The organism is Paenibacillus sp. FSL L8-0158 (assembly GCF_038592965.1).
In the GTDB taxonomy this organism is placed as follows: domain Bacteria; phylum Bacillota; class Bacilli; order Paenibacillales; family Paenibacillaceae; genus Paenibacillus; species Paenibacillus polymyxa_D.
In genome coordinates this window covers 5,605,145-5,631,057 of record NZ_CP151949.1, presented here as the reverse complement: position 1 = coordinate 5,631,057, position 25,913 = coordinate 5,605,145, and the positions used below count along the sequence as shown (strand labels likewise).

General features: G+C 46.5%; 20 protein-coding genes. 14 read left to right on the top strand and 6 right to left on the bottom strand.

The window, feature by feature from the left end:
• Positions 1–15 precede the first annotated feature (15 nt).
• The 4 genes from NSQ68_RS24950 (at position 16) to NSQ68_RS24935 (ending at position 2,956) form a co-directional block, all read left to right on the top strand.
• The gene (locus NSQ68_RS24950) at positions 16–1,527 is read left to right on the top strand and encodes a DUF4173 domain-containing protein (RefSeq protein WP_342427506.1); all 1,512 of its coding nucleotides are present in this window, start codon (positions 16–18) and stop codon (positions 1,525–1,527) included.
• Between the two features lie 13 nt (positions 1,528–1,540).
• Complete coding sequence (locus tag NSQ68_RS24945) at positions 1,541–2,107, top strand: hypothetical protein (RefSeq protein WP_061829536.1); 567 nt, start codon at positions 1,541–1,543, stop codon at positions 2,105–2,107.
• 9 nt (positions 2,108–2,116) lie between these two features.
• Positions 2,117–2,275, top strand: a complete 159-nt coding sequence (locus NSQ68_RS24940; protein WP_342427505.1) for a hypothetical protein — start codon at positions 2,117–2,119, stop codon at positions 2,273–2,275.
• 243 nt (positions 2,276–2,518) lie between these two features.
• Positions 2,519–2,956 (top strand): hypothetical protein, encoded by a 438-nt coding sequence (locus tag NSQ68_RS24935; RefSeq protein ID WP_165145680.1) that lies wholly within the window; start codon positions 2,519–2,521, stop codon positions 2,954–2,956.
• A 73-nt stretch (positions 2,957–3,029) separates the two neighbouring features.
• Here NSQ68_RS24935 and NSQ68_RS24930 read toward each other — a convergent pair whose 3' ends face one another.
• Positions 3,030–4,145: a WG repeat-containing protein gene (locus tag NSQ68_RS24930; RefSeq protein WP_342427504.1), complete on the bottom strand. Its 1,116-nt coding sequence runs from the start codon at positions 4,143–4,145 to the stop codon at positions 3,030–3,032.
• Positions 4,146–4,473: 328 nt separating this feature from the next.
• Between NSQ68_RS24930 and NSQ68_RS24925 the strand changes: the two genes are divergently transcribed.
• From NSQ68_RS24925 to NSQ68_RS24905, 5 genes are all read left to right on the top strand, one after another.
• The gene (locus tag NSQ68_RS24925) at positions 4,474–4,791 is read left to right on the top strand and encodes a PTS sugar transporter subunit IIB (protein WP_029518773.1); all 318 of its coding nucleotides are present in this window, start codon (positions 4,474–4,476) and stop codon (positions 4,789–4,791) included.
• Entirely contained in the window at positions 4,784–5,116 is a 333-nt protein-coding gene (locus tag NSQ68_RS24920; protein WP_250240831.1) for a PTS lactose/cellobiose transporter subunit IIA, read from the top strand. Before NSQ68_RS24925 ends, NSQ68_RS24920 begins: the two co-directional genes overlap by 8 nt.
• A gap of 84 nt (positions 5,117–5,200) precedes the next feature.
• The gene (gene celB / locus NSQ68_RS24915) at positions 5,201–6,529 is read left to right on the top strand and encodes a PTS cellobiose transporter subunit IIC (RefSeq protein ID WP_250240829.1); all 1,329 of its coding nucleotides are present in this window, start codon (positions 5,201–5,203) and stop codon (positions 6,527–6,529) included.
• A gap of 73 nt (positions 6,530–6,602) precedes the next feature.
• A complete protein-coding gene (locus NSQ68_RS24910) occupies positions 6,603–8,012 on the top strand; it encodes a glycoside hydrolase family 1 protein (RefSeq protein WP_307351681.1) in 1,410 nt (469 codons plus the stop codon).
• A gap of 201 nt (positions 8,013–8,213) precedes the next feature.
• A complete protein-coding gene (locus NSQ68_RS24905; protein WP_023990962.1) occupies positions 8,214–8,924 on the top strand; it encodes a GntR family transcriptional regulator in 711 nt (236 codons plus the stop codon).
• Between the two features lie 95 nt (positions 8,925–9,019).
• Here the strand turns inward: NSQ68_RS24905 and NSQ68_RS24900 are convergent, their stop codons facing one another.
• Positions 9,020–10,561, bottom strand: a complete 1,542-nt coding sequence (locus NSQ68_RS24900) for a family 43 glycosylhydrolase (RefSeq protein ID WP_342427503.1) — start codon at positions 10,559–10,561, stop codon at positions 9,020–9,022.
• Between the two features lie 343 nt (positions 10,562–10,904).
• Here NSQ68_RS24900 and hmpA point away from each other — a divergent pair, with 343 nt between their 5' ends.
• A complete protein-coding gene (gene hmpA, locus NSQ68_RS24895) occupies positions 10,905–12,134 on the top strand; it encodes an NO-inducible flavohemoprotein (RefSeq protein WP_307350917.1) in 1,230 nt (409 codons plus the stop codon).
• A 111-nt stretch (positions 12,135–12,245) separates the two neighbouring features.
• Here hmpA and serS read toward each other — a convergent pair whose 3' ends face one another.
• Entirely contained in the window at positions 12,246–13,535 is a 1,290-nt protein-coding gene (gene serS / locus NSQ68_RS24890) for a serine--tRNA ligase (protein ID WP_342427502.1), read from the bottom strand.
• Between the two features lie 522 nt (positions 13,536–14,057).
• Between serS and NSQ68_RS24885 the strand changes: the two genes are divergently transcribed.
• From NSQ68_RS24885 to NSQ68_RS24870, 4 genes are all read left to right on the top strand, one after another.
• Positions 14,058–16,610: a DUF2339 domain-containing protein gene (locus NSQ68_RS24885; protein WP_342427501.1), complete on the top strand. Its 2,553-nt coding sequence runs from the start codon at positions 14,058–14,060 to the stop codon at positions 16,608–16,610.
• Between the two features lie 162 nt (positions 16,611–16,772).
• Positions 16,773–18,122, top strand: a complete 1,350-nt coding sequence (locus NSQ68_RS24880; protein WP_013312591.1) for a sodium-dependent transporter — start codon at positions 16,773–16,775, stop codon at positions 18,120–18,122.
• 168 nt (positions 18,123–18,290) lie between these two features.
• Positions 18,291–20,357 (top strand): acyltransferase family protein, encoded by a 2,067-nt coding sequence (locus tag NSQ68_RS24875; protein WP_342427500.1) that lies wholly within the window; start codon positions 18,291–18,293, stop codon positions 20,355–20,357.
• A 197-nt stretch (positions 20,358–20,554) separates the two neighbouring features.
• Positions 20,555–21,511: a polysaccharide deacetylase family protein gene (locus tag NSQ68_RS24870; RefSeq protein ID WP_342427498.1), complete on the top strand. Its 957-nt coding sequence runs from the start codon at positions 20,555–20,557 to the stop codon at positions 21,509–21,511.
• Between the two features lie 70 nt (positions 21,512–21,581).
• Here the strand turns inward: NSQ68_RS24870 and NSQ68_RS24865 are convergent, their stop codons facing one another.
• The 3 genes from NSQ68_RS24865 to NSQ68_RS24855 form a co-directional block, all read right to left on the bottom strand.
• Positions 21,582–22,709 (bottom strand): glycoside hydrolase family 88 protein, encoded by a 1,128-nt coding sequence (locus NSQ68_RS24865; RefSeq protein ID WP_342427497.1) that lies wholly within the window; start codon positions 22,707–22,709, stop codon positions 21,582–21,584.
• 49 nt (positions 22,710–22,758) lie between these two features.
• On the bottom strand, positions 22,759–24,291 hold the full coding sequence (locus tag NSQ68_RS24860) for an MFS transporter (protein WP_029518760.1): 1,533 nt from the start codon (positions 24,289–24,291) through the stop codon (positions 22,759–22,761).
• 112 nt (positions 24,292–24,403) lie between these two features.
• A complete protein-coding gene (locus NSQ68_RS24855) occupies positions 24,404–25,756 on the bottom strand; it encodes a right-handed parallel beta-helix repeat-containing protein (RefSeq protein ID WP_342427496.1) in 1,353 nt (450 codons plus the stop codon).
• Positions 25,757–25,913 lie beyond the last annotated feature (157 nt).

Below are 25,913 nucleotides of genomic sequence, written 5' to 3'. Positions count from 1 at the left end.
GCGGAGGTATTTATCATGCATGACAAGATGAATGGAACGTCTTTGCCGAAAGCGTCAATTTTGTCCGCCTTTGCTGGCGCCATTGGGTTGGCACTGGTTCATCAATATCTGTTTTACGGACATGGGCTGGGCGTGTCTATGCCCATTTTTGTTATAGTGTTTTACGCCTATATGTACGCCTTTAATCGAGATCGTTTCCAGACCAGATCATGGATAGGGCGTTTGCTGTTTGTGATCATTTTCATGCTGGCATTGACATATGCGCTGTTCAATAATCCGATCCTATATGTGTTAAATGCGCTGGCGATACCTGCTCTGATTAGCGTACATATGGTGCTGCTGTTTGGGGAGAAAAGGCATGGCTGGTCAGAACCCGGTATTATTGGGCAGGCTTTAAGCCATTGGTTTTATCAAAACTTTCGTCATATCGTGACCCCGTTTCGGATGGTCAAGACAGTAGCCCTTCGGAATGTGAAGGATGAGCGTAAGCGTGTATTGGGCAAAGTGATAATCGGTTTGCTTATTGCCTTACCGCTACTGTTCATCATCATATCTTTGCTGGCTTCGGCGGATGGGATGTTCGAAAAGTTGTTATCTGGCATACCCGATTGGATCGGCACGCTGTCCTTTGGGAGTGGCATGCTGCGGCTGATCTGGACCTGCTTTTTCACCTTCTGCTTCTTCTGTTACTTGTGGGGATTTGTACAGCCTGCTCCGCGTAATACGCAGAGAGAAACTAAGTCATCAACAGTACCTTACCACGAGCCGGTTGCGATCAAGTTTGATCCTGTAATTACCGCTACGGTGCTGATTGTCATGAATTTGGTGTATGTTGTGTTCGTCGTGTTGCAGTTCGGATATTTGTTTGGTGCATGGGAAGGTGCTCTGCCCGAAGGAACCTCGTATGCTGAATATGCGAGAAGAGGATTCGGGGAGCTGGTTATGGTAACAGGTATCAACTTTGTGCTGATGATCAGTGTATTGAAGTGGACTGAATTTGGCTCAAGTATAGTGCAAAAAATGAACAGCGGCCTGCTGTACATACTCGTTGGTTGTTCGGGTGTGATGCTGTACTCGGGATATACCCGGCTGGTTATGTACGAAGAAGCATACGGCTATACGTACACCCGCTATTTGGTACACGCGTTTATGATTTTTCTGGGCTTGCTACTGCTTATTGCAGCAGTGCGCATTCATGTCCGCCAACTGCCGTTGGCGAAGTATTACATTGTACTCGCTCTGGTCGCCTATGTCGTCGTGAACTATGTGGGCATTGATATACGGATTGCTGAAAATAATCTCGAACGGTATCGCACGACATCGGTGATAGATAAGGAATATTTGAGTGAGCTATCGGCGGACGCGATTCCGCTGCTGATTGACTTTAGTCGTAAGGAACATGGATCACTAGATGAGTTTTTACAAGCCCGTTTGACGAGCATGACGAGAGAAGAATCGGCTTGGCCTGAATTCAATTGGGCAAAGTATCGAGCGCAACGGGAATTGCACGACTATATTTTGGAATGAGAGGTGTTTGGGAATGATCGGAACAGAAACGGCACAGGGTATGGTACTGGAGCTACAGGATGAAATGTCACAGTATCAGCATCAGTTTGGTGTAAGACGGAACGATTTTCTCGTGGAGGCTATGTCTTACGGAATGAGTGAGGAGGAAGCTCGGTCTTATGCTATCCAGAGTATCGGTCCGGTCGTTCCCGTCGCCTATATGCCTACGTTGGCTCCCGGTAAAATCCGACCACTCAGTCCAATGCTGGCAGCGCGGTACCGATATGCGGGGGATTGGAAGGATATCGACGAGCATCTGCTCCTACCTGATGAAGTCCTGCGGATCGCAGGTACAGAGCAGTTCCGCAGCTGGATCAGCGATATGCGGAATTACTGGGTGGAATCGGCTCCATACCGATTCGGGGATGATCGTCTTTCGCTGCTGTCGGTTGCGAGCGAGGAAGAAGGTCACTTTTCCATGCTCGTCTGGAAGGAGCCCGGTGAAGAGCCAGAAGTATGGACGTACGCTTCGCAGCATGAATACCGATTCAGTCATCTGCTCCATTGGTTCAAGTGGCTGAACGGGCGCAGTGAAGAATGAGAGGTACAGATGATGAAAAAGAATCGTAATTGGATCGTGCTATTTATCGGCATCGCTCTGATGGTGGGGGCAGCAGACTATTTAACACAAGCTAAGACTACGACTACTCCCGAGCTTATCGTTCCAACCGTAATCAGTGAAGAAAGCCTTCAGTTAAGTGATGATTGACGAGAAAGGCGTTTTATTTTCTCAACCTAATGGATCAGAAGGCCGGGCCATCACTGTAGATGGAATTTAAATAGAAAAAATAAAATAAGTTAATTTTCCGTGGTATTGCGTTGTTAAAGTAAGCCGGAAATCACCCTAATAGTTGAGAGGGAATGGAGGCCAACATCAATTGAATGTGGAGCATTCAGATGTTCAAGCGACTCCGTTCATTTCCTCTACAACTTATATTCAGGGGGAATTTCAATGGCTAGAAGTGCAAGTACTTACGCATCTGTAATTGACGGTTTTAAGGTAGAAACGAACAAGAAGTATTCGCCAGTAGGTGGAACGAAATGTAATATTTTCGCGCAAGATGTGATGTCTGCGATGTCGGCACCCTTGCCAAGTGGCTTAGCCAATCAAATGGCTGATGCTTTACTGAATAAAAAAGCGCCGGGCTGGTACTCTGTAACCTTTCAGGATGCTCAAAAAAGAGCCAATCTCGGGTATCCTACGATCGGGATCAAAAAAGAAGATGGACATGGTCATGTAGTCGTTGTCAGACCGAAGGGTTCATCGATTACGATTTTGAAAGAAGTACAGGTTGCTCAGGCGGGGACCAAAAATTATAACAGTAATACCATTAACTATTCGTGGGTGGCAGCAGATCTGCCTGGAGTGAAATTCTACACACACGACTAATTATATTCGATATATTGGAAATTTAATGACCCCGGAAGCAGATCCACTCGATCTGTCTCCGGGGTCGTCTTTTTTATTTTGAAACGGAATGTTTAGATACAATGAAAGCTTTGCCTGGCTTGATAAAAGCAACAGCATAGCCATTAGAGAAGGAGGAGGATTCCGCTCTGTACTCAAGTTTAGTCAGCAGTTGCCCTTGACGATTGATGTAACCGAATTTGCCGTCAGAGACGGATGATTGTGTTTGTTTACCGACTAAAGCAAAGCCTTCTTTGAACGGAGAGGTAACATCATATTTATGTTGATATTTAATGACCAGCGTTCCGTTTTTATCAATAAATCCGACTTCGTTTTTTGCATTTTTCACACTCGCCAGGCCTTCACTAAAATTCTGGGCATCCGTAAATTTAAAGGGAATCGCGACTTTCCCCTGTTTATTGATGAATCCCCATTTCCCCTTGGTATTTTGCACCGAGGCCAACCCTTCCGAGAAGTCTCCACCGGATTTATATTGAGGAGGAATGACTTCTTTCCCTGCTGTATTGATATACCCGTATAGCTCTTTGCTATTTTGAACAATAGCCAAGCCATCCGAGAAACCACGACTGTATTTGTATTTATAAGGAATCGCTAGTTGACCAGAGGCATTCACAAAACCGATCTTGCCAGTGTTGGGAGCGTAGGCAAGAGCCAGACCGTCCGTAAATATATATTCTGAATCCACATTTTCTTTAAAATGAGAAAGGATTTTTCCCGTTCGATCTATAATTGCATTTTCTTTGGTGTCTGCTATGGTGACCTTGGCTTTCCCTTCGGAAAAGAAATTGGCTTCGGTATATTGGCAAGGGATGACTAGTGTCCCTTTGGTGTTCATGTATCCGTAGAGATTCGTTTTTGTATTTTTGACTACCGCTCGCTGCTCATGAAAATCACCAATGGGTTTAAGCTCGGCGGGAAGTGAGAAAGCTTTCTCTCCTTTGGTATTGTAATACACGAGGTTTCCAGCGGACGTTTCAGCGGCTAATAAGCCATCATGAAAAGCACCATCGCTCAGCGGGCGAGCAACGTTGTAATCCAGAGCAGTTTTAGAAACTTCAATGGTTGTTGTGCTGGATGCGGCCCAGCCTGTTCCAATAACGGAGAGGCTAGTAACCAGAATTAATGCAGCTAATCCTAACTTTTTTAACATGCATAAGCTCCTTTGTGAGTTGATTTTAACTTTGGGATTCGGAAAATCTTACCCTCATACGTAAGGTCTTCCATAATATAGACGATAAAAATGTAGGAATGTTTCTTGATATTCTAAATTTTTCTAATTTTCAGCTCTTATTGAGAGATTTAAGATAAGAGATCACGTTCATTTTCAAGAAAAAAAGTGAAGAAGTCGTGTCATTTTTAAAAAAGTCTATACATATAAATTAAATGTATAGACAAATCAAAAAACTGGATTTATAATTACGCTGTAAACGTTTTCTAGTACTTAACATCCAATAAGACCTTGAAGGGAAGGAATAACCATGAAGAAAATTTTACTGGCGTGCAGCTCAGGTATGTCTACAAGTTTGCTGGTTACTAAGATGCAGGAATATGCTAAGTCCATTGGGGACGAGGCTGAAATTTGGGCAGTAGGCCAAGATCAGGCGGCAGAAGACATGGCTAAGGCTGACGCGGTATTGATTGGACCACAAATGAGTTTTCTGAAAGGACAACTGGAAAAGGAAGCAGCTCCATATGGTATTCATGTAGAAGTGATCGACATGATGGCCTACGGAATGGTTGACGGTAAGAAAGCCTATGAACAGGCCGTGAAGCTGGTGGAACGCAAAAATGGATAAAGTCAATATAGCTGAACTGACAGAAGAGCAAATTAGTTTCCAACTTATTCTTCATAGTGGAAGCGCTCGCAGTAAAGTAATTCAGGCGCTGACCGAATACCGAAATGAGAATGTAGAAGGTGCGGACGAACTGCTCAAACAAGCCAAGCAGGATTTACGTGCTGCGCATGATATCCATTTTCAGATGGTTAAGAAGGAAGCGGGAGGTGACCAAACTCCTTTCTCGCTCCTTCTAATGCATGCCGAGGATCATCTGATGTCCACGGTTACCATGAAGGACCTGGTTCTAGAATTGCTGGAGCTGTTCAAATCCAGAAATTTATAACGAAACATATAAGTATGTGAAATTGAGGACATGAAAAGCTTGCAACCCTATTGATGCAAGTCACTTCGCGGGGAGGAATAGGCTTTGTTTGAAAAATTAAGCCGGATACTGATACCTATTGCCGGTAAACTGAACAACAACCGCTATCTTACTGTACTGCGTGATGCATTTATGCTGTCATTTCCATTAACGGTTTTTGGCTCCATTATCGTCGTTATTATCAATCTGCCGTTTCTAAAAGGGTGGATGGGCGACGGCAATTATGCGACTTTTAGCAGTCTGCTGAACATTGCGCCTAATGCCACACTGAATATCATGACCTTATTTGTAATCGTCGGGATTGGGTATTATCTATCTCGAAGTTATAAGGTCGAGCCCATATTCGGCGGCATGATTGCGTTGGCCAGTTTCTTGATGCTCACCCCGTTTGTGCTGACACAAGAAAGCGGTGCCACGATTGCTGGTGTCATTCCGGTGGATCGGATCGGTGCCAAAGGCATGTTCCTTGGTATGATCGTCGCTTTTATCGCGGCTGAGATATATCGAAAGGTGACGCAGCGGAATTTTGTCATTAAAATGCCTCCAGGCGTTCCGCCGGCAGTTGCCAAATCATTTGCCGCTTTGCTTCCGGCGTGTATTACATTGGGCATATTCTTGATCATCAACGTTGTGGTTACACTGACCCTTCATAATAACCTGCATGATCTGATTTATCATGCTGTACAGGCACCTCTGGTGCATTTGGGCAGTGGCATTATCCCTACATTGATTGCTATTTTCTTTGTTCAGCTTTTATGGTTCTTTGGGCTTCATGGTCAAATTATTATTAACTCGGTTATGGACCCCATCTGGAATACGTTGGCACTTGAAAACTATGAAGCGTACTCCAAAGGAGCAGAACTGCCGCATATCATCACCAAGCAGTTTGTGGATATTTACACCGTAGGTATCGGTGGTACAGGTATGACACTGGCTGTCGTGCTTTCGATTCTGATCTTCCTGAAGAGCAAGCAATTGAAGCAGGTCAGTAAGCTGGCTCTTGGACCGGGCCTGTTTAATGTCAATGAACCCGTCATATTCGGTCTGCCGATTGTGATGAATCCGCTTATTTTTGTTCCATGGGTTATTTCTCCAATGATTGTTACGCTGATTACTTACTTTGCCATGACCACCGGAATTGTGCCGCCGCCAAACGGGATACAAGTTCCTTGGACGATGCCGTTGTTCTTTAGTGGAATGATGGCTACGGGTTCTCTAATGGGAGGCATACTGCAGTTGTTTAATATGGCTGTCGTCTTTGTCATCTGGTTCCCGTTCCTGAAAATTATTGATCGGATGAACGTTCGTAAAGAGCAGGAAGAGGAGCTTAGTCAAGCAGCCATTGCAGGTAAGGATCAAACTGTTGGAATGTAATGTGAATAAGCAGCTGGATTAGCAGCTTATTCATTGCAAAAGAGAGAGGAGTAGAGCTGTGAATCATACCGAAATGAAAGATATAGAGCAGCAAACCATTCAATACCGTTTTCCATCCGACTTCTGGTGGGGTTCCTCAGCTTCGGCTACCCAAACAGAAGGAACCGTGGAGGGAGACGGCAAAGGACCGAACATTTGGGATTATTGGTTTGAGCAGGAGCCGAACCGTTTCTATGACGGGGTCGGCCCTGCCGATACGTCCCGTTTCTATACCCGTTACAAAGAGGATATTGCACTCATGAAAGAGCTTGGCCATAACTCTTTCCGGTTCTCTATTTCCTGGTCACGCCTGTTTCCGGCAGGGAAAGGTGCAATGAACCAACAGGCTGTTCAATTCTATACTTCCGTCATTGAGGAGTTGCATCAAGCGGGTATTGAGCCATTTGTGAATTTGTATCATTTTGATTTGCCGATGGCTTTACAGGAAAAAGGAGGCTGGGTGAACCGGGAGACGGTCGAAGCTTACGTGGATTACGCTAACACTTGCTTTGAGCTATTCGGGGATCGTGTAGCCAAATGGTTTACGCATAACGAGCCGATTGTCCCGGTGGAAGGCGGCTATCTGTACGATTTCCACTATCCGAATGAAGTGGATTTCGGAAAAGCTGTACAGGTGGGATATCATACCCTGTTATCGAGCGCGAGCGCCATTAAGGCTTACAGAGAGGGAGGCTATAAGGGCAAAATCGGTATTATTTTGAACCTGACGCCGAGCTATCCGCGTAGTCAGCATCCGGCAGACGTGCAGGCTGCTGAAATATGTGACGCGTTCTTTAACCGTTCCTTTTTAGACCCATCTGTGACGGGAGAATTTAATCCTTTGCTCGTGGAACTGTTACGCCAAGAGGGATTTGTACCAAGCATGGAAGACGGGGACCGGGAGATTATACGCCAGGGCACTGTGGACCTGCTGGGGATTAACTATTATCAGCCGCGCAGAGTCAAGGCCCGCGAAAGTCTGCCGAATCCAGACGCGCCTTTTGTACCGGAAAGATTCTTCGATTATTACGCCATGCCTGGTCGCAAGATGAATGAGATGCGAGGCTGGGAGATTTATGAGAAGGGCATTTACGACATTCTGACCAATGTCAGAGAAAATTATGGCAACATTGAATGCTTCATTTCAGAAAACGGAATGGGCGTTCAAGGTGAAGAAAAGTTCAGAGATGAACAGGGTATGATTCGCGATGACTATCGCATTGATTTTATCCGTGAGCATCTTAAATGGGTCCAACGGGCCATCTCAGAAGGCTCCAATGTGAAAGGCTATCACTTATGGACGTTTATGGACAACTGGTCCTGGACGAATGCTTATAAGAATCGCTATGGTTTTGTGTCTGTCGATCTTCAGAACGGTGGCAAGAGATCCGTTAAACAGAGTGGGCACTGGTTCAAACAGGTGATCGAGAATAACGGATTCTAAGGTGGTCCTCTGGACCGCCTTTTTTTCTTCATCATCGTCAAAGAGCTGTGCTGTAAGCCGCTGGTGAGAAAGTATAATGTTCGGTATACTTACTTATACCTAATACCTTAACGTCCCGCCTGCAGAACAAAAAGAACCAGCGCTACCGATGTTTTGGTAAAATGCTGACATAAAATAATTTTTAGTACAGGTGGTAGACAGATGAACAAATACGAGCGGATTGCACAAGAGGTCAAAGAGCGGATTATGAATAAGACCTATAGCAGTGATGATCCGATTCCCGATGAGATCTCACTGGCAAAAGAGTTTCGTGTAAGTCGGATGACGATTAAGCGGGCATTGGACACATTGGTGATGGACGGGTTGTTGAATCGTAAAAGAGGACACGGAACCTTTATCGTCAAATCAGTTCACAATGGCCCTGTTAACGTTGTCGTAAATGAAATGCTGGGGTTAACCAACGTACTGCGCGGGAAAGAGATCAAAAATAAAATCGTCGCCTTTGACGTTCAATTTCCATCTGAAGAGGTAGCGACCCATCTATTTATTGATGCCAATTCCCCTGTATATCATGTGATCCGTCTGCGTGTCGTAGAGGGTGAGCCTTATGTTATCGAGCGCACATACATGCCCACGAAGCTGATCAGTGGTATTACCGAGGAAGTACTGTATGGTTCGGTGTACAAACATATCAAGGAGGAGCTGGGACTTAATATTGTCGGTTCACACCGTACCATCCGGGCATCCAAGTCAACGGAACTGGATCGGGAGCATTTGGACTGCGCAGCGGATGATCCAATCTTGGAAATTGAGCAGGTGGGTTATCTGGATACGGGTATACCCTTTGAATACTCGTTCTCGCGGCATAGGTACGATAAATTTGTGTTTACCACAGTGAATCGGATGCGCTGAGCGAGTGAGTACGAAGCGGAAGGTTAAGCAAACATGGCAGAAGAAGCCTATCTTATGTGGGTGCTCTCCTGCCATGTTCTTTTTAATGAAGCAAGTTAATGGCCAAGCAATCTGACTTCATGCACCGTCGGGGTATACCAGTTGTTCGGATTATTGAATAGTACTGCATTTACAAGGTTGATTCGCACGTAGCGAGCTTGAAAATTGACTTTGTCACTGGTAAAACCATACGTGGTATTACCTGTGCGATCAATCGTGGCGTAGTTAACTCCATCCGTGCTGTATTCAATTTTATATTTGTAATACGCTTCAGATCCTTTGTACATAAACCATGAAATATCCACTTCGCTGATGGCCTTGGTACTGCCCAAATCGACCTGCCACCAAGCGGGCCAGGATGCAGAAGCAGCCTTCCACGAGGTTTGGGCGTTGCCATCGTTCGCCAGTGAAGCTGGAGAACTGGATGCAGCTGAGCCAGCAGTCGCTGTTTTGCCCTGTGCGTGATTCACAAGGGACGGTAGGATTACTGTGCCTGTCGCAGCATCCAGATCCCAGCTACTGTACCAGTTCAGGGTTGCTGTTTTGTTGGCGTCATTCAGAGTTAGTGGCAACCAGATGAATTTGTGGTCACTCAGATTGAGCGGATTCCAGCGGTCGCCCATATAGATGTAGCTGGTTCCTGCGCTACCCGTAATCGTGGCGATGGAGTGGATTTGCGATCCATAAGCCGCTGGATCACCGAAGGGCGATAGAGCAGACCAGCTTCCCGTCATGGAGCTGGCGGTTGCGTAAGCGCCCTGATTCGGATACCAGCCGGATGCCTGAGAGGTGAACAGGTAGTAGGTATTGTTCTTTTTCACAACAGCAGGAGCTTCGCGATAGCCATTTTCAAAAATCCAGCCAACGAACGACTGCACGCCTGTATAATCGGCTGTTAGCCTGAAAATCGCCATCGTATCGTTGGCGCCGCCATTTTTACGGGAAGCTGTAATAAGGTAGCCGCTACCGTCAGTATCCGTGAACACCGTCATATCACGAGACTCGTAATTCAGCGGGCGAAAGCTGCCTTGGTAGGCAAAATTTCCGTCGGGTGTATCGCTGGTAGCGACGGCTACACGACCTAGGGAGTAGTCCGTGCCATTTTCATAGTGCGCCCATAGTACATATTTTCCGGTGGTTTTGTTGTAGATGACTTTGGGACGCTCGATTTTGCTCGAATTCAGTTCAGGGGCGGAATCTTTGGTGAGAATACTGCTGCGGAAGGACCAATTTTTCAAATCAGTTGAGGTATATACGTTCACTTTTTCAAATTTCCAGTTTTCGGCGTGCTCGCCGTACCAATAATAAGTGGAACCTACTTTTAGGATATTACCGCTGTTCGCCTGAATGGGATTACCTGCGGTGTCTTTCCAATCCGTTCCGTTCGTAATGGCCGTGCTTGCTGTTGCGCTCAGGGATAGGTCGGCATTGGCGACGTCCAAACCATTCAGCGCCTGATTCACCTCGGTCCCGTAGGTTGCTTGCGTAACGCCTGTTGTATTGGCATGTGCTGCGTCGGGTTGAAGACCCGCACTGGCCACTGCGAATAGGATACAAATCCATGCGGCTAACCATTTGCTGCTGTGGATCCACTTCACGATATCATCTGCCTCCTTTAACACGGATAGGATGGGCCGGAGTGGCTTGTCCGGCACCTCATCTTCGATTTTATCCCAATTGGAAGCGTTTACAAGTGGAATAAATTGAAGTCTTTAGATGGTGAAACTGTTGTTAGGTGAAAGTACGTTAGTTATATCGAAATTGTTTTTAAATGTGCGTTTTGTCATTGACATATTCGAATAATTCAAATTTAAAGTGACTAGAATCACATAAACGGTTACTTTAGTTGGGTATACTTGCTTTAAATTGAGGATTAACAAATGGGGCATATGTTGATACATCCTTTGTTGATCTTATTTTGGAGAGAAGAGGGATACAAAGATGCTAAGTGAGCAAACCATTGCAACGATCAAATCGACTGTACCTGTTTTGGAGGTACATGGAACTACAATCACCAAGCGTTTTTACCAGATGATGTTTGAGGCCCATCCCGAGCTTCTCAATATATTCAATCACGCGAATCAGAAGCAAGGACGTCAACAAGGGGCGCTAGCCAATGCTGTATATGCAGCTGCACAGCACATTGACCGTCTGGAGGAAATTATTCCGGTGGTACGTCAGATTGCACATAAGCATCGCAGTTTGGGAATTAAGCCCGAGCATTATCCAATTGTCGGAAAATATCTGCTCGCTGCGATCAAAGACGTACTGGGAGATGCGGCTACAGACGAGATCATTGCCGCATGGGCTGAGGCCTATGGTGTGATCGCTAATGTATTTATAGACATGGAAGCTGAAATGTACAAGGAGGCTGGACAGCAGCAGGGAGGCTGGTCAGACTTTAAGAGCTTTGTTGTGCAGAAAAAGGTTAAGGAAAGCGACCAAATTACGTCCTTTTATCTGGTGCCGCAGGATGGACAGGTGCTGCCTGAATTCGAGCCTGGGCAATATATCAGCTTAAAAATGGAAATTCCGGGCGAACATAATACCCATATTCGTCAATACAGTCTTTCGGATGCACCGGGGCAACCTCATTACCGGATATCCGTAAAGCGCGAGGATGCCGTAGAGTCCCGTCCGGCAGGTAAAGTATCCGTATATCTGCATGAGCAGGTGCAAGAGGGCGATGTGCTTCAGGTATCTGCACCGGCGGGTGATTTTACGCTGGATCGGGCAGATCGCAGACCTGTCGTGCTGATCAGCGGCGGGGTCGGGCTAACCCCAATGGTCAGTATGCTGGCTTCCTTGGTGAAATCTGCTCCGCATCGGCCTGTCACCTTTGTCCACGCAGCAGTCAACGGAGATAACCATGCTCTGCGCAATGAGGTGGAAAAGCTGATCGCCACACATGCACAGGCTGCGGTTCGTTGGTGTTACAGCAGACCAACGGAGCAAGATCGGCTGGCACAGGCTTTTCACAAGGAAGGCCGTTTGGATCTGGCCTGGTTGCAATCCGTGATACCGGAGCGTAACGCACAATATTACTTTTGCGGCCCTGAGGGATTCATGCAATCGGTATACGGCCTGTTGAAGGAGTGGAATATCCCTGCTTCGGATATCCACTATGAATTCTTCGGCCCTGCCAGCGCATGGGAAGCAGAAGCACAATGACACAATGAGAACATCAAAAAAGACGAAGGATATTTATCCTTCGTCTTTTTTGCGGTGATTACAATGGGAAACCCTGCTCATGGGGTACTATTTTTCAAAGTGCACTCCTGTTCATAACAAGGGAGTACGCAAAAATTCCATACCTCGCGGCATATATGGGCGTAATGCCTCCGGAATACGGATCGAACCGTCCTCTTGCTGGTGATGCTCCAGCAACGGAATCAAAATCCGGGGCGAAGCAACCGCTGTATTGTTGAGCGTGTAACAATATTTCAGCTTGCCATCCGCATTGCGGTACCGGATGTTGGAACGACGCGCCTGAAAATCAAGCAGCTGGGACGACGAATGTGTCTCGCCGTAAGCTTGGCGGCTGGGCATCCATGTCTCAATGTCCACCTGCTTGTAGGTTTTTTGTGCCATGTCGCCTGTACAGACAGCCATCTTACGGTAGGGCAGCTCCAGCTGTTGAAGCAGGTCTTCCGCATTGCGTGTAATCTCCTGAAACATCTGCTCCGAAGTATCCAGGCTGGCTTCGCAGATGATGACCTGCTCGACCTTGGCAAACTGGTGTACACGATACAATCCGTGTACATCCCTTCCGGCCGAGCCGACCTCATTGCGGAAGCATACGGACACAGCAGCCAGCCGAATCGGGTCGGTAACATCCACGATCTCACCGCTGTAATACGAAACCAGCGGCACTTCCGAAGTGCCTACAAGCCACTGATCCTCTCCTGTGATGCGGTACGTCTGATCCAGTCCGAGCGGGAAAAAACCAGTGCTGCGCATCGCCTCAGCACGTACCATCAGCGGAACATCCAGCAACTGGAATCCACGTTCAGTCAGCAGATCCACCGCAAGCTGCTGCACAGCCCGATGCAATGCAACCCCCGCTCCCGTCAGATAGTAGTTACGGGTTCCGGCTGTTTTGACACCCCGAGGAACGTCAATTAGCTTGTGAAGCTCACCAAGCGCCATATGATCCTTTGGCTCAAATCCGAAGTTCGGAACCTCTCCAACCCGCTCCAGTTCTACATTATCCTCATCCGATCTGCCCCGTGGCGTATCTGGCGATACGATATTAGGCATCAGAAGCAAAAGCTGTTGAAACTGCTCCTCTACTTCCTGTTGCGGGGTTTCCAGAAGATCCAGCCGTCCGTTAATTTCTTTGACCTGCCGCTTTACCTCTTCTGCCTGTTCACTCTTGCCGACATGGATTAGCGCACCAATATCCTGACTGCACTGATTACGCTTCTGTCGAAGGTGTTCCACTTCCTGAAGCAGCTGCTTTCTCCGATCATCCAGGGTCAGCAGCTCCGCGACGGATACCTGTATTCCTTTGCCGTCTGCTGCCATCTGAACCTGTTCTTGATGCTCTCTGATCCATTTGATATCCAACATGACACCGCACTCCTTTTCGGATAAAAATACAAAAAGCGCCCTCATCCACATGGGACGAGGAGCGCTTTGATCTCGCGGTGCCACCCAAATTGACCAGACAGCATGACAGATGTCATGACTCTCCAATCCACTTTGCTCCGCTGTAACGGGCGGGTCCGGTTTACTTAGGTACATATCGCTATTTCCTACGCTAGCGTATGGTCCTTGGCGTAAACGCCTCCGAGTTGGATGCTCTTCACAGGCGTAATATCGTTTGCTTTTTTGTTAGTATACGGATTTTCGGCAGGGTAATCAAGGGCATGATCTGCAACACACTCATGCGGGTTTCATGTTTGCGAAGGGAAGAGGTAGGCTTTATTTCTTATGTATATCCGTCCTGCTTTTTCTGTGATGATGAAACTGGAAGAAAATTTAAGTAAAAGCCTCAATTTAACGCTCAAAATGGGCTATAGTCTCTATAATGCCTTTTTAATTTCATGTAAAATGTAATGATTACCAAAATGGACAGCGATGGAGGAAAACATGGAGGATTTTAAAGATCGTTTACATACGATTCGCCAAGAACAGAACAAAGTGCTCAAGGAGTATCAAACATTAATCGCGGACTATGAAGCCTCAGATATCATTTTGGAAAATGAGGTTCTGCGAAAAAAGTTCGAGGATTATCAGGCTCGCTGCATTCACTTGGAAGAGCGAGTACGACATATTGAGCAGGAAAATGGAAAATTGCGCACTGCGCTGACGGAGCAAATGCTGAGCGAAAAGGCGAATATGATTCGCATTTCGCGTGAAAAGCTGGAGACCTATTTTGCTTCCAGAACCACAGAAGGGGAAAATCGGCTGACATCCTTTGAATATGGGGCTAAAAACCGGGTGGACCAGCTTATTCAGCAAACTACGCATGAGCTTAAAGAAGATCAGGACGAGATCGTCGCCAGATTACGCCTGTTCTCAGAGGAGATTCGAGACCGGATCATGGAGCAACGCAGGCGGTTTCAGGAGGCCGAGCGTAAATTGCTTCATCAGACGGCAAGCGAGTTCCAGCAGTTCGGAGAAGAAGAGATCAGCGAAGAAACGATGCAGAAGCGCATGAAGCAAAATCAGTTTGAAATGAAGCTAGGCTTGAACTGGATCAACAAGCTGGGGATTTTGCTCATTATATTGGGTGTGGGAGCCGCTTTTAAATACTCATACTCGAACTGGTTTACAGGAAATATGAAGGGCGTGGCCTTCTTTCTGCTAGGAGCGCTGATGCTGGGCGGCGGCGAATGGCTGTACCGCAAGCAGAAGCAGACCTTTGCGCTCGGTATTTTGGGCGGCGGTATTTCTGTACTGTACGGGTCGATTTTTTACAGCTACTTTTTGTTAGAAATCATAGGAATGTATACAGGCATAGGCTTGTCCGTACTCGTTACGGTGACCGCTGTGCTACTGTCATTAAGGTATGAATCCCGAACGATATGCTCTTTCGGTTTAGTAGGGGGATATCTTCCGCTCTTTTCCTATATGGCAGCGAACGGGCTGGAAGGGAACGCCGTGTATATCGCCATGGGTTATTTGTTCCTGTTGAACTTGCTGATTCTGCTTGTATCCTTCCGCAAACGGTGGGTCGTCGTGCAATATATCAGCTTTTTGCTTAATACGCCCTTGATGATTGTGCTGGCGTGGTTATCGGAAAGCGCCGTAGCGAGCATGCTGTATGCAGTCATTACATTTGCGATGTACCTCGGGATGACACTGTGGGTGCCGTTCCGTTTAAAAACAAAACTGTCATGGCTGGATTTCTCCCTATTAGCTCTGAATACAGTCGTGAGCTGTTCCGTTCTGTATTCTCTGTTCGGCGATGCAGGCCTGGATGATTACAAAGGCTTGCTGGCTCTCGTCTTTTGCTTGGTGTACGGGGGATTGGGACAATGGGTCCGTCGATATATTCAAGAGGAGAAACAAACCAAAATATTATTTTATGCGACTTCGTTGACCTTTGCCATCCTTATGATTCCGTTCCAGTTTGGAGTTAGATGGTTATCCATGGGGTGGTTGATTGAAGCGGTTCTTCTTACATTATATGGACACCGTTACTGGTTGAAGGAATTGGAACGAGCTGGCTGGGGCATTCTATTACTGTGTCTGGGCGCATTCTTTTTCGTCGATTTCCCTATATATCTGTTGTCAGGATTTGAGACGGATTATTTTGGACTCAAATATACGCTTATTACACTGGGAATGTTGGTCGTTACCGTCTTCTATGCGATTGAATTTAGCCGTCCGAATGCTTTCAAAAACAATCGGTTGTACGAAATGCATATCATGCAAGGATTTAAATATGTAGCTTTGGTGAACGTGTATTTCTACCTTTTGTATGAAGCCGGGCATTGGTATAACATCGTTGTATCCGACGAGTTTGCCCATTACACCTTGTACAAAGTATTGTTGTACACCTGCGTATCGCTGGTGTTGGCTTATTTCCTGCCTAAAGTGAAGCTGTTGTACGATCGGGTGATTAAATACTACAGCTTGGCGTTGTACGTCATAGGCTACGCGCTGGCACTGGTGGCCACCGTAGCGATTCCAACTTTGCATGAAAATTATGCGCAAAATACGGCTGCTGATTATGTGGCGTTGGTGGTACTTGCAGCCTTTAATGTGCTGGTATTCTTCAGTAGCAGGGATTTCTTGAACGCACTGATGACCCGACATTATAGAAGTAATGAGTTGTATCCGGTCATTATGGGTGTATATTTGCTGGGCATCATAACCGCCTTTCTCGGAGTTCAGTTCCGTCTGGGGGATGCTGGTCTTGTGTTCAGTCTGGTGTATTTGCTACTGGCCATTTTGTATATTGTATACGGCTTCCTCAAGCGAGTGGTCTACATTCGCAGATTTGGATTGGGCTTGACTCTGCTGTCGACAGGTAAGCTGCTGTTGTATGATCTGCACCTGTTAACGACAGGAAGCACGATTGTAGCCTACTTCTCTTTTGGTGTTGTACTGTTGGCGATTTCGTATATTTATCAAAAAGTATCCAATCGCATGGGAGAGACCATAATAAAGAAGGATATTGAAGAAAAAATGTAGTTTTCTGTTGTATTGTGTAGATACCGAACATTATGAAAATAAATCCGGTAATAGTGAAAAATTATGCATGACCTTACATCCTACTTACGCTATAATGAGTAAAAATTATTTATGTGCGCATGCTCATGTTTATGCGTAAGTAGAGAGAATGAGGGGGATATAATGAATTTGAGCAAGGGGCAGAATAGCCTGTCTGATAAAAATGAACGCTTCTCGTCTGCTGGATTTATATTGGCGGCGATCGGCAGTGCGGCAGGACTGGGTAACATTTGGAAATTTCCGTATATTACAGGACAATATGGCGGAGCTGCATTTTTCTTGTTGTTTATTGTCTGCCTGTTGCTTGTTGGTTTGCCTGTACTTTTAGCAGAGCTTGCGCTTGGTCGTGCAGGTCGAGGAAGTGCTGCTTCTGCAATGGTAAAAGTAGGCGGGCATCCGATTTGGGGCAAGATGAGCATCATGTTTGTTATCGTGCCGTTTGTTATTTTATCGTTCTATGCCATTGTAGGAGGCTGGACACTGCATTATGCCGTAGAGGCATTTAGCGGAAATCTGTTTTCAAATAATGATTTTGCTGGCCAATTCGCTTCTTTTTCCTCCGGGTATGCGCCGTTGGTTTGGCTTTTAGTTGTTTTTGCATTTACAGCAGTCGTGGTTACCCTTGGGGTATCGAACGGGATTGAAAAGTTCAATAAAATTTTGATTCCTGCCAAGGTCATCCTGTTGCTTGTGTTGATGATTAACGCTCTTATGCTGCCAGGCTCTGGTGCGGGCGTATCCTTCTTTCTGAATCCCGACTTCTCTAAGCTAAGTATAGAATCTGCATTGGTTGCTTTGGGACATGCCTTCTTCTCACTTTCACTGGGGATGGGGATTATGATCACGTACGGTGCGTACGTAGATCGCCGTCAATCGCTGGGTGGAGCCATGCTGGCAGTTGGTGGCGGAGATTTAATCTATGCGTTTATCGCAGGTATGATTATTTTCCCTACAACCTTCTCCTTCGGAATTAATCCGGCTCAAGGACCATCGCTGGTTTTCATTGCTTTACCGGCTGCTTTCTCGGCAATGCCTTTTGGTGCATTCTTCGGCGGTTTGTTTTTCGTACTGCTGGCGGTTGCTGCGTTAGGTTCTATGGTATCCTTGCTGGAAGTTCCAGTAGCCTATGTCATGGAGCGTATGCGTTGGAGCCGGGTTCGCTCCGTTATCGTCGTATCGGTCCTGTGCTTGATGCTGGGCGTCCCTTCTGCATTGTCCATGGGGCTGGTGCCAGAGTTAAAAGTGGGGGATAAATCATTCTTTGATTTCGTAGACTTCACCGCGTCCAACATCTTCTTACCGTTAGGCGGTTTGTTGATTGTTATATTCACAGGTTATTACTGGAAGACTGCGGCTGAGCATGCGAACATCAAACCCTTCTGGTTCAACGTATGGTTATTCGGTCTTCGGTATGTTGCACCGATCCTGATGTTGTTGGTCTTCCTTCATACCTCAGGTATCATCAAATTTTAAGAGAATAGAATACGAATAAAAAGGCATTTTCTTCCTAAGGGAAGAGATGCCTTTTTTTGTATATCTATCAGTGGTTACCTAACTGTGGAAAGGAATGATATAATAAAAACATTGTCATTAATTTTAACTTCAATGAAATCATTACGATTATGAAGTTTTATATAATGAATGAAAAGGCTACAGGGCATCGCACAGACGATGTGCAGGAGAGGGAAAGGGCAGAAGAGCATTGAAACAGACAGGGAGCTTGAATTTGCAAGAAGGACGGCGGCTGAAATGAAGTCTAATCGGTTGTCGTCACAACGTCGTTATATGCCAGGTTTGGATGGTTTAAGAGCGCTGGCGGTTATCGCAGTCATTGTGTATCATCTGAACCCGGATTGGTTGCCGGGCGGTTTGTTGGGTGTAGGCGTGTTTTTTACGTTGTCGGGGTATCTGATTACAGATATTTTGGTTAGTCAGTGGGATACATATCATAGCTTTAAAATGAAAGATTTCTGGTTGCGTCGTGCCAGAAGGTTGCTGCCTGCCATGTTGACGGTTGTGGCTGTCATTGTCCTGTGCTCGTTGCTTTTCGATCCGTCACGGCTAACGGCCTTGCGCGGAGATGTACCTGCCGCATTGGTGTATATGAGTAATTGGTGGTTTGTCTTCCATCAGGTTTCGTATTTTGAAAGTTTCGGCCCACCTTCTCCGCTTGGGCATCTGTGGTCACTGGCGGTGGAGGAGCAGTTTTATATCCTGTGGCCTTTACTGCTGGCGCTCGGGCTAAAATTTATGCCCAAGCGTATTGTGCTTGCAGGCTGGGTGACTTGTCTGGCGTTAATATCTGCGCTCTTGATGGCCGTGATTTACGTACCGGGAAGCGATCCGAGCCGGGTATATTATGGTACGGATACGCGTGGATTTGCTTTACTGATTGGTGCGGCGCTGGCCTTGGTGTGGCCAAGCGGCAAGCTGAAAGAGCAAGCTTCTCCTAAGGCGCGTATGCTTCTGGATAGCATCGGCGCGATAAGCTTGCTGCTGCTTTGTCACTGGGCGTGGGCCTCGAATGAATACGACCCATCTCTGTACCGGGGCGGCCTGCTGGGCATAGCCTTGGTCACTGCTATTGTGGTCGCAGCGTTGGCACACCCGGTAAGCCACCTTGGTCGTCTCCTTGGAATCAAGCCGCTACGCTGGATTGGAGCCCGTTCCTACGGTCTGTATCTGTGGCATGTTCCGGTTATTACGCTAACGACGCCTCAAGTAGATACCGATGGCGTACATGTGATGCGTATCATTCTACAATTGCTAGCTACCGTATTGCTGGCGTCTCTCTCATTTAAATATATCGAGGAGCCGATTCGCCATGGAGGATTCCGCCACTGGATTACAGAAATCCGTTCAGCGATTCGTAGACAGGCGCGGTGGAGATGGATGCCTACAACTACAGCGGCTGTGCTTTTTGCAGGTATTCTCATGGGTACCGTCCACCTGTACGTGGCTTCTCCTGATGCAACTATTCAGGCGGCATCAAGTGATGAGAAGCCAGTCGCAAAGGCAAAGGCGATGCCGCCGCTTCACGGAACGGTATCCGTAGCTTCCAAGGAGCCCCAAACCACCAAGCTGCAAGGGTCTGAGGGCAGCAAGGCGCAGACCCCAGTCCCGTCTCAAGCCCAGACGCCTAAAAACACGGCGGTCCAGGTGGGTACTACGGATGATGTTACGAAACCGTCGGAACCTTCGGACAAACCCAAAGAAGATACGCCTATGACAGGTGATGGGTCGAGTGTGACCGCCATTGGAGACTCTGTCATGTTGGATGTACAGTCATACCTTCAGGAATCCTTCCCGGGAGCTGTTGTAGATGGGCGGATCGGCCGTCAGATGGCTGAGGCGCCTGCCGTACTGGAGCAGCTAAGACAGAACGGACAGCTGGGTAAGACAGTTATCATTGAGCTGGGCACGAACGGCGCTTTCACCAAGGATCAGTTGGCGAATTTGCTCGCCAGTCTGAAGGATACGAAGCGTATTATACTCGTGAATACCCGTGTGCCTCGGCCATGGGAGAGCATTGTGAACAAGCATCTTGCCGAAGCAGCGTCCCAGGACCCGCGAATTACAATGATTGACTGGTATGCAGCCAGCTCTGGTAAAAATTCATATTTCGAGCATGACGGAGTACATTTAAAACCTAAAGGTGCTAAAGCTTATGCGTCCTTGTTGGCTCAGGTTCTAACGAAACAATCGTAATAAACTGCAATGATACTCATAAATTATGCAAATGCAAGACAAGAAAGCCACCGGGAGTAGGTTGTCCTCTGGTTGAAGTGCATCCCTAAATTTTCACCGGCTTAAACCTAAGGGTTTTTCCAATGTCCATTCTAAGGTGTGTACATCCACCCTGATCCGGTGGTTTTTCTTATTTTAGTGTGGAGGTACATAAGCTAATGGAAAAGGGCTATTCACATAGTAGGACAAGAGAACATCGCTTGAAGAGGAACAGAAGAAGACTAATTTTGATTGCTATTATATTATTTGTGGCTAGCTGTATTACTTTCATTGTGATAAAGGTCTCAGATAACAAAACACATGCGCCAACACAGGAGCTTGCTAAAAAAACAGATTCCGTATCCAAGGACTCATCCAAAGGTAAAGTAAATACGGGGGCAAATGGTAAAGCGGTCTCTCCAAAAAGCGACCCTGAAGTAGAAGATGGTGCCTTTGTCGAAAAATATTTAAAACAGCAAATGCTAGGGCAGATGCCCGATGGAGCCGATGGTAAAAAAGTGGCCTACTTATCCTTTGATGATGGTCCATCCGTGACGGTAACACCTAAAATATTAGACATTCTGAAAAAACAGAAGGTTAAGGCAACCTTTTTTATCGTAGGAAAAGAAGCCGATGAAAATGAACATACCAGGAACATTATCAAAAGAATTGTTAAAGAAGGTCATGCGATAGGAAACCACACGTACTCTCATAATTATAAGTATTTATATCCTAACAGGCGGGTAAGCACGGACCATGTTATGCAGGATATTGAGAGGAACAATAAGGTGCTAAAAAGTATTCTGGGGCCAGAATTCAGCACAAGGATGATCCGGTTTCCGGGGGGCCACATGACATGGAATAGCAGAGATCCACAGGGGATGGCTGCTTTGGATAAAGTCTTACTGCAAAAGGACTATCATCAGGTAGATTGGAATGTATTAACGAAGGATGCAGAGGGAAAAACCAAGAAAGCACCCGCACTAATCAACCAATTTATAAGGTCAGTTAAAGGCCGAGAAAAAGCCATCATACTCATGCATGACACCTATGGTAAAGATGAAACTGCAAAAGCTTTGCCGCAAATTATAGAATATCTAAAGAAACAGGGATATGAGTTTAAGGTTATGAAGTAAGATATGTAAGAAAAGGACGGGGCTGATGGCCACCGTCCTTTTTGTAATTAAGGTATATCGTTCGCGTGGTTTAGATGCGCTCTGCTTCACCCATCGCCTGAATGAAAGCTCCGACACCTTTGGGATCGTTGGTTATAATCGGCTCGCTGATGTAGTAAGCGAAGGTACCATCCCGACGATCTTTACCACCCAAACCGCTTACTTGCACCGTTTTGTTCAGATTCACGAGTCCTTCTTCAGTGATCGTGATAAATTCATCGATAATTCCCTTACGGATGATTTCTGCCTCTTGCCGATATTGCTCTGGCAGATAGCCTTTGCGAACGCCCTTGGCAATAGCATAGAGAATCATGCAGGAAGCAGAGGCTTCCAGATAGTTGCCTTTCACATGGCCCAGGTTGAGCACTTGATAAAAGACTCCACTTTCTTTATCACGCACTTTCAGCAGGGCTTCCAGTGTTTCCGTCAACATATCAATCAGGACGGGACGGTCTGCATGATCCTCTGGAATATAGTCCAACACGTCAACGAGTGCCATGACAAACCAGCCCATCGAGCGTCCCCAGAAATTTTTGGAACAGCCTGTTTCCGGGTTGCACCAATGCTGCTCACCCTTCTCATCCCAAGCATGGTAGAGCAGGCCTGTTTCAGGATCACGGGTATGTTCGTAGCAGAGCTTGAATTGCAGGGTCACATCGTCAAACTCTGACGGATCTCCGAATTCGCGGATAAATTCAGCGTAGAACGGGGCACCCATGTACAAGCCGTCGAGCCAAATTTGATACGGATAAATTTGCTTATGCCAGAATGCGCCCTCGCTTGTGCGTGGGTGTTTTTCCAACTGACTGCGTAATTGGTAGGCTGCCTTTTTGTATCGTTCATCTCCTGTGGCACGATACAGAGAGAAGAGCAGCTTGCCGTTGTTCACGTGGTCAATATTGTACTCATCTACTTTATAGCGCTGAATTACGCCATTCTTGTCAACAAAATGGTCCATATGTTTTTTAATATATTCCATATACTTGGGATCGCCTGTCAGTTCGCCGACCCATTCCAGACCTCTGTAAATGACGCCGTGGTCATATTCCCATTTTTCGTAGAATTCCGGACTTCGTTGTAGAACGGAATCGCTCATACGTACAGCCCAAGAATCTGTTTTTGTAGGATTGGTTGCTGTTTGTGATGTTGGATTTGCCATGATACAGTCACCTCTTTAGTAAATGTTTAATCTGTAATGGTTATTGTTGTTACATAGACGGAGTGTGTGTCTTAGGGTCAACGGGTTTGTTCTTGAAGCCCACGTTATTGTTGCCCCAGCACCGATCGTAATGGAAACCTGTCAGTTCCTCGAATACCTTTCGTGCTTCCGGTTTGGCTGATTTCATGGAGCCACCGTTTTTGAGCCGGTCAATTTCGGCGATTAGCTTCTTGTGGCTGTCAATATCCAGCTTCATCACAACAGAAGCAATCATACCGATGATCGCGAGAACGATGGTACCGACCACGAGCACATAAAAGATGGCGTGCTGAGCAGCGACTGGCTGACTATCAGCCCCGGATACAAAGCCAAAATGCTGTAACACCCAGCCGAGAATGAAGACGACAACGGCCCGCACCATTTTTCCGGCAAAAGTCATCATACCCGCATAAATTCCTTCCCGGCGACGGCCGGTCAACGCTTCATCCACATCGGCAAGGAACGTATATTGATTCCATGGGATATAGTAGACGCCACCAGTACCAAGCCCCATGAACAGGGTGATGACATATAGCCATACCATTGTATTAGAGGCTCCCGTTATATAGAGCAGGCCATAGCCTGCTACGCTAAAGCAAACGACAACGAGGGCGGCGATGAAAGGCATACGGAACCCTTTACGCACACAGAATTGGATGAAAAAATAGGTAGAAATCAATTGAATGACAGAGTTAAAGCTGTTCAAATTGGATACCATCTCCGAGCTTTGGAACAAGGAGAAAACAATAAAGTACGTAAAAGCAGAAGTAAATAGCCACTCAGCTGAAAAGCCGCCCAGGTACATCCCGAGATGATGACGGAACGTCTTGACTCGGAAGGTAGAGGAAATGTCGATAAACAACTTTTTCATCGAATCTATAAAGGAAAGCGGAGCTTCACCTTCTAGTTCCTTTTGCAGTTCCTCACTTGGACGTTCCCAGGAGTTTTTGTACAAGAATGCCATCGCAATCAGCAGAATAGCAGCAAAAACGAGACCGGTATAAAAGAAAGGCAATGGAGAGTCTTTGCCATACTCAGCAATAAAGCGACCAGGGATAAAAGCGGCGGCAAAATTGGCAATTTTGCCAAACATGGCCTTCCACCCAGTCAATCTGGAGCGTGCGCCGAAGTCCCGGGTCATCTCTGACGCTAGTGCTTCATACGGCACCATGACAGAGGTATATACCAGTTCAAACAGCACGTACGTACTCAGGTAATACCAGAAGCCCAACCCATCTACCCAAAGCATCGGATACACGAGCATCAGCGGGATACCCATCATGATGAAAAAGCGTCGTCTGCCGAATTTACGGCCCAAGCGGGTCCGGTGAAAGTTATCGCTGATAAAGCCCATAATCGGATTGCTGACTGCATCTATGATGCTGGCAACAGAGAAAATGGCCGCGGCCTGAACAGGAGACAGTCCGCAAAAGGTTGTATAAAAGTACATTAACCATGCACCGCTAATAGCAAGTGCGCCACTTCCTAGCATGTTACCGCTTCCATAGGCGAGTGTATGTTTCAATGTGATTCTTCGTTCCATGATCTGTTCACCTCATATTTTGTCTGGTTATGAGGACAATCACCGGTCGCTATATTATGCAAAATTGTCTGAGTTGGTAGATGGGCCAGGGCGTCCTGATTAGGCGGGGCTTTTAACGTGCCCCTATATTTTTTCCGCTCGGAGTACCCGAGCCGATCAGATCGCTTCCTTTGGCCAGCTTGAGGAAATCACCTAGCTGGATGGAACCGTCTGCACTTCGAGTGATGGAAGGCACGAGACTAACAAAGTCGTCTGCACTGGCTGCCAGACCTTTGGCATTCGTCGTTTTTTTGTTTTTCCACCACACGTTAGAGTTGTCCTGATCTGTACCGCTTGTTTTATCACTAGCTGTTCCTTCGAAAGAAAGATTGTTAATGAACACGTGTTCACCCTTATCAAAAGCGAAATTGCTTTGCCCATTATCCCATGAAGTATTGTTGGTCAACGTAATTGTGCCAGGGTTGCTATTGTAGGTGAAGCCGTGTTTTTTGTTCTGGAAAGCAATACTGTTTTTCACAATATGGTTGACTTTGATTTTGTCTCCACCCAGCTTAAAGCCGTTGCCGTCGCTGTTCGCGGTAGACGTTCCATCTGCGGTCTGCCCGTTGTGGTGGGCCACGCTGTTCAAAATGGTTACCTCGCCGATGGGACCCGTTTCGGTTTTGCTATACAAATCCCAGCCATCGTCTACGTTGTACGCAGCCAAGCAGTTATCAAACACATTGCCTGATCCTACAGTCAATTTGGCCGCGAAGCCATCGGCATCTTCACCATTATCGGGATCAGCGTTATCATGAGAATAAGAATTCAAAATCAAATTATTCGAAGGCCACTCACTAGTGGAAGCGTTAGGAGAGTAACGTCCAAGCTGAAGTCCAGTATCCCGATTGTGGTGGGTTTCCACGTTTTCGATTCGGTTATTGCTGCCGCCGATATAGATACCATTATCTCCGGCACCCTTTACTTCAAGGCCCTTTACCAGCCAAAAGTCTCCGTTAAGCTGAAGTCCACGATTGGCTGAACCAAAGGCTTGAGTAGAGAAATCAAGTACCGGCTTTTCACTACCGTAAGCGACCAACCCTTTGAGTGAGCCGTTATTGCCGCTATTTTCACGCTGAATTGTAATCGTTGAGGAGTAGGCGTAGTTACCACCGCGCAGGTAAATGGTTTTACCAGGAGCAATTTGTGTAAGTGCTGCTTCGAGCGTGGTTGGACTGGATATTGTACCCGGATTGGACACGTTACCATTTGGCGCTACATACAAATCTCCTGCCGCTAATGTTGTGGAGACAGTGGTTGAGTCAGTTGTACTAACTGCCTCTTCTGTGAGTGCGGAAGAAGGGGTATCGTTGGATAACGTATCTGCGTAAGCGGTTCCAATAATGCAAGAAGAAGCGAAAACAAAAGAAACACCGAGTCTTAGAGCGTTAAATCCGTTTTTTGGACGATCATTCCGTTTAAACATGTAAATTCCTCCTCATTTGAGTTCTTATTTTAAAAGAAGATAGCATATATAAAAGTGGCTCATGCTGTCTTACCAGTAAAAACAGGACACCTCCTGGGGTGACAGATTGATCTAACCTATGTCTAATACGCTCTATGAAGTATATGCACAGTGTAAT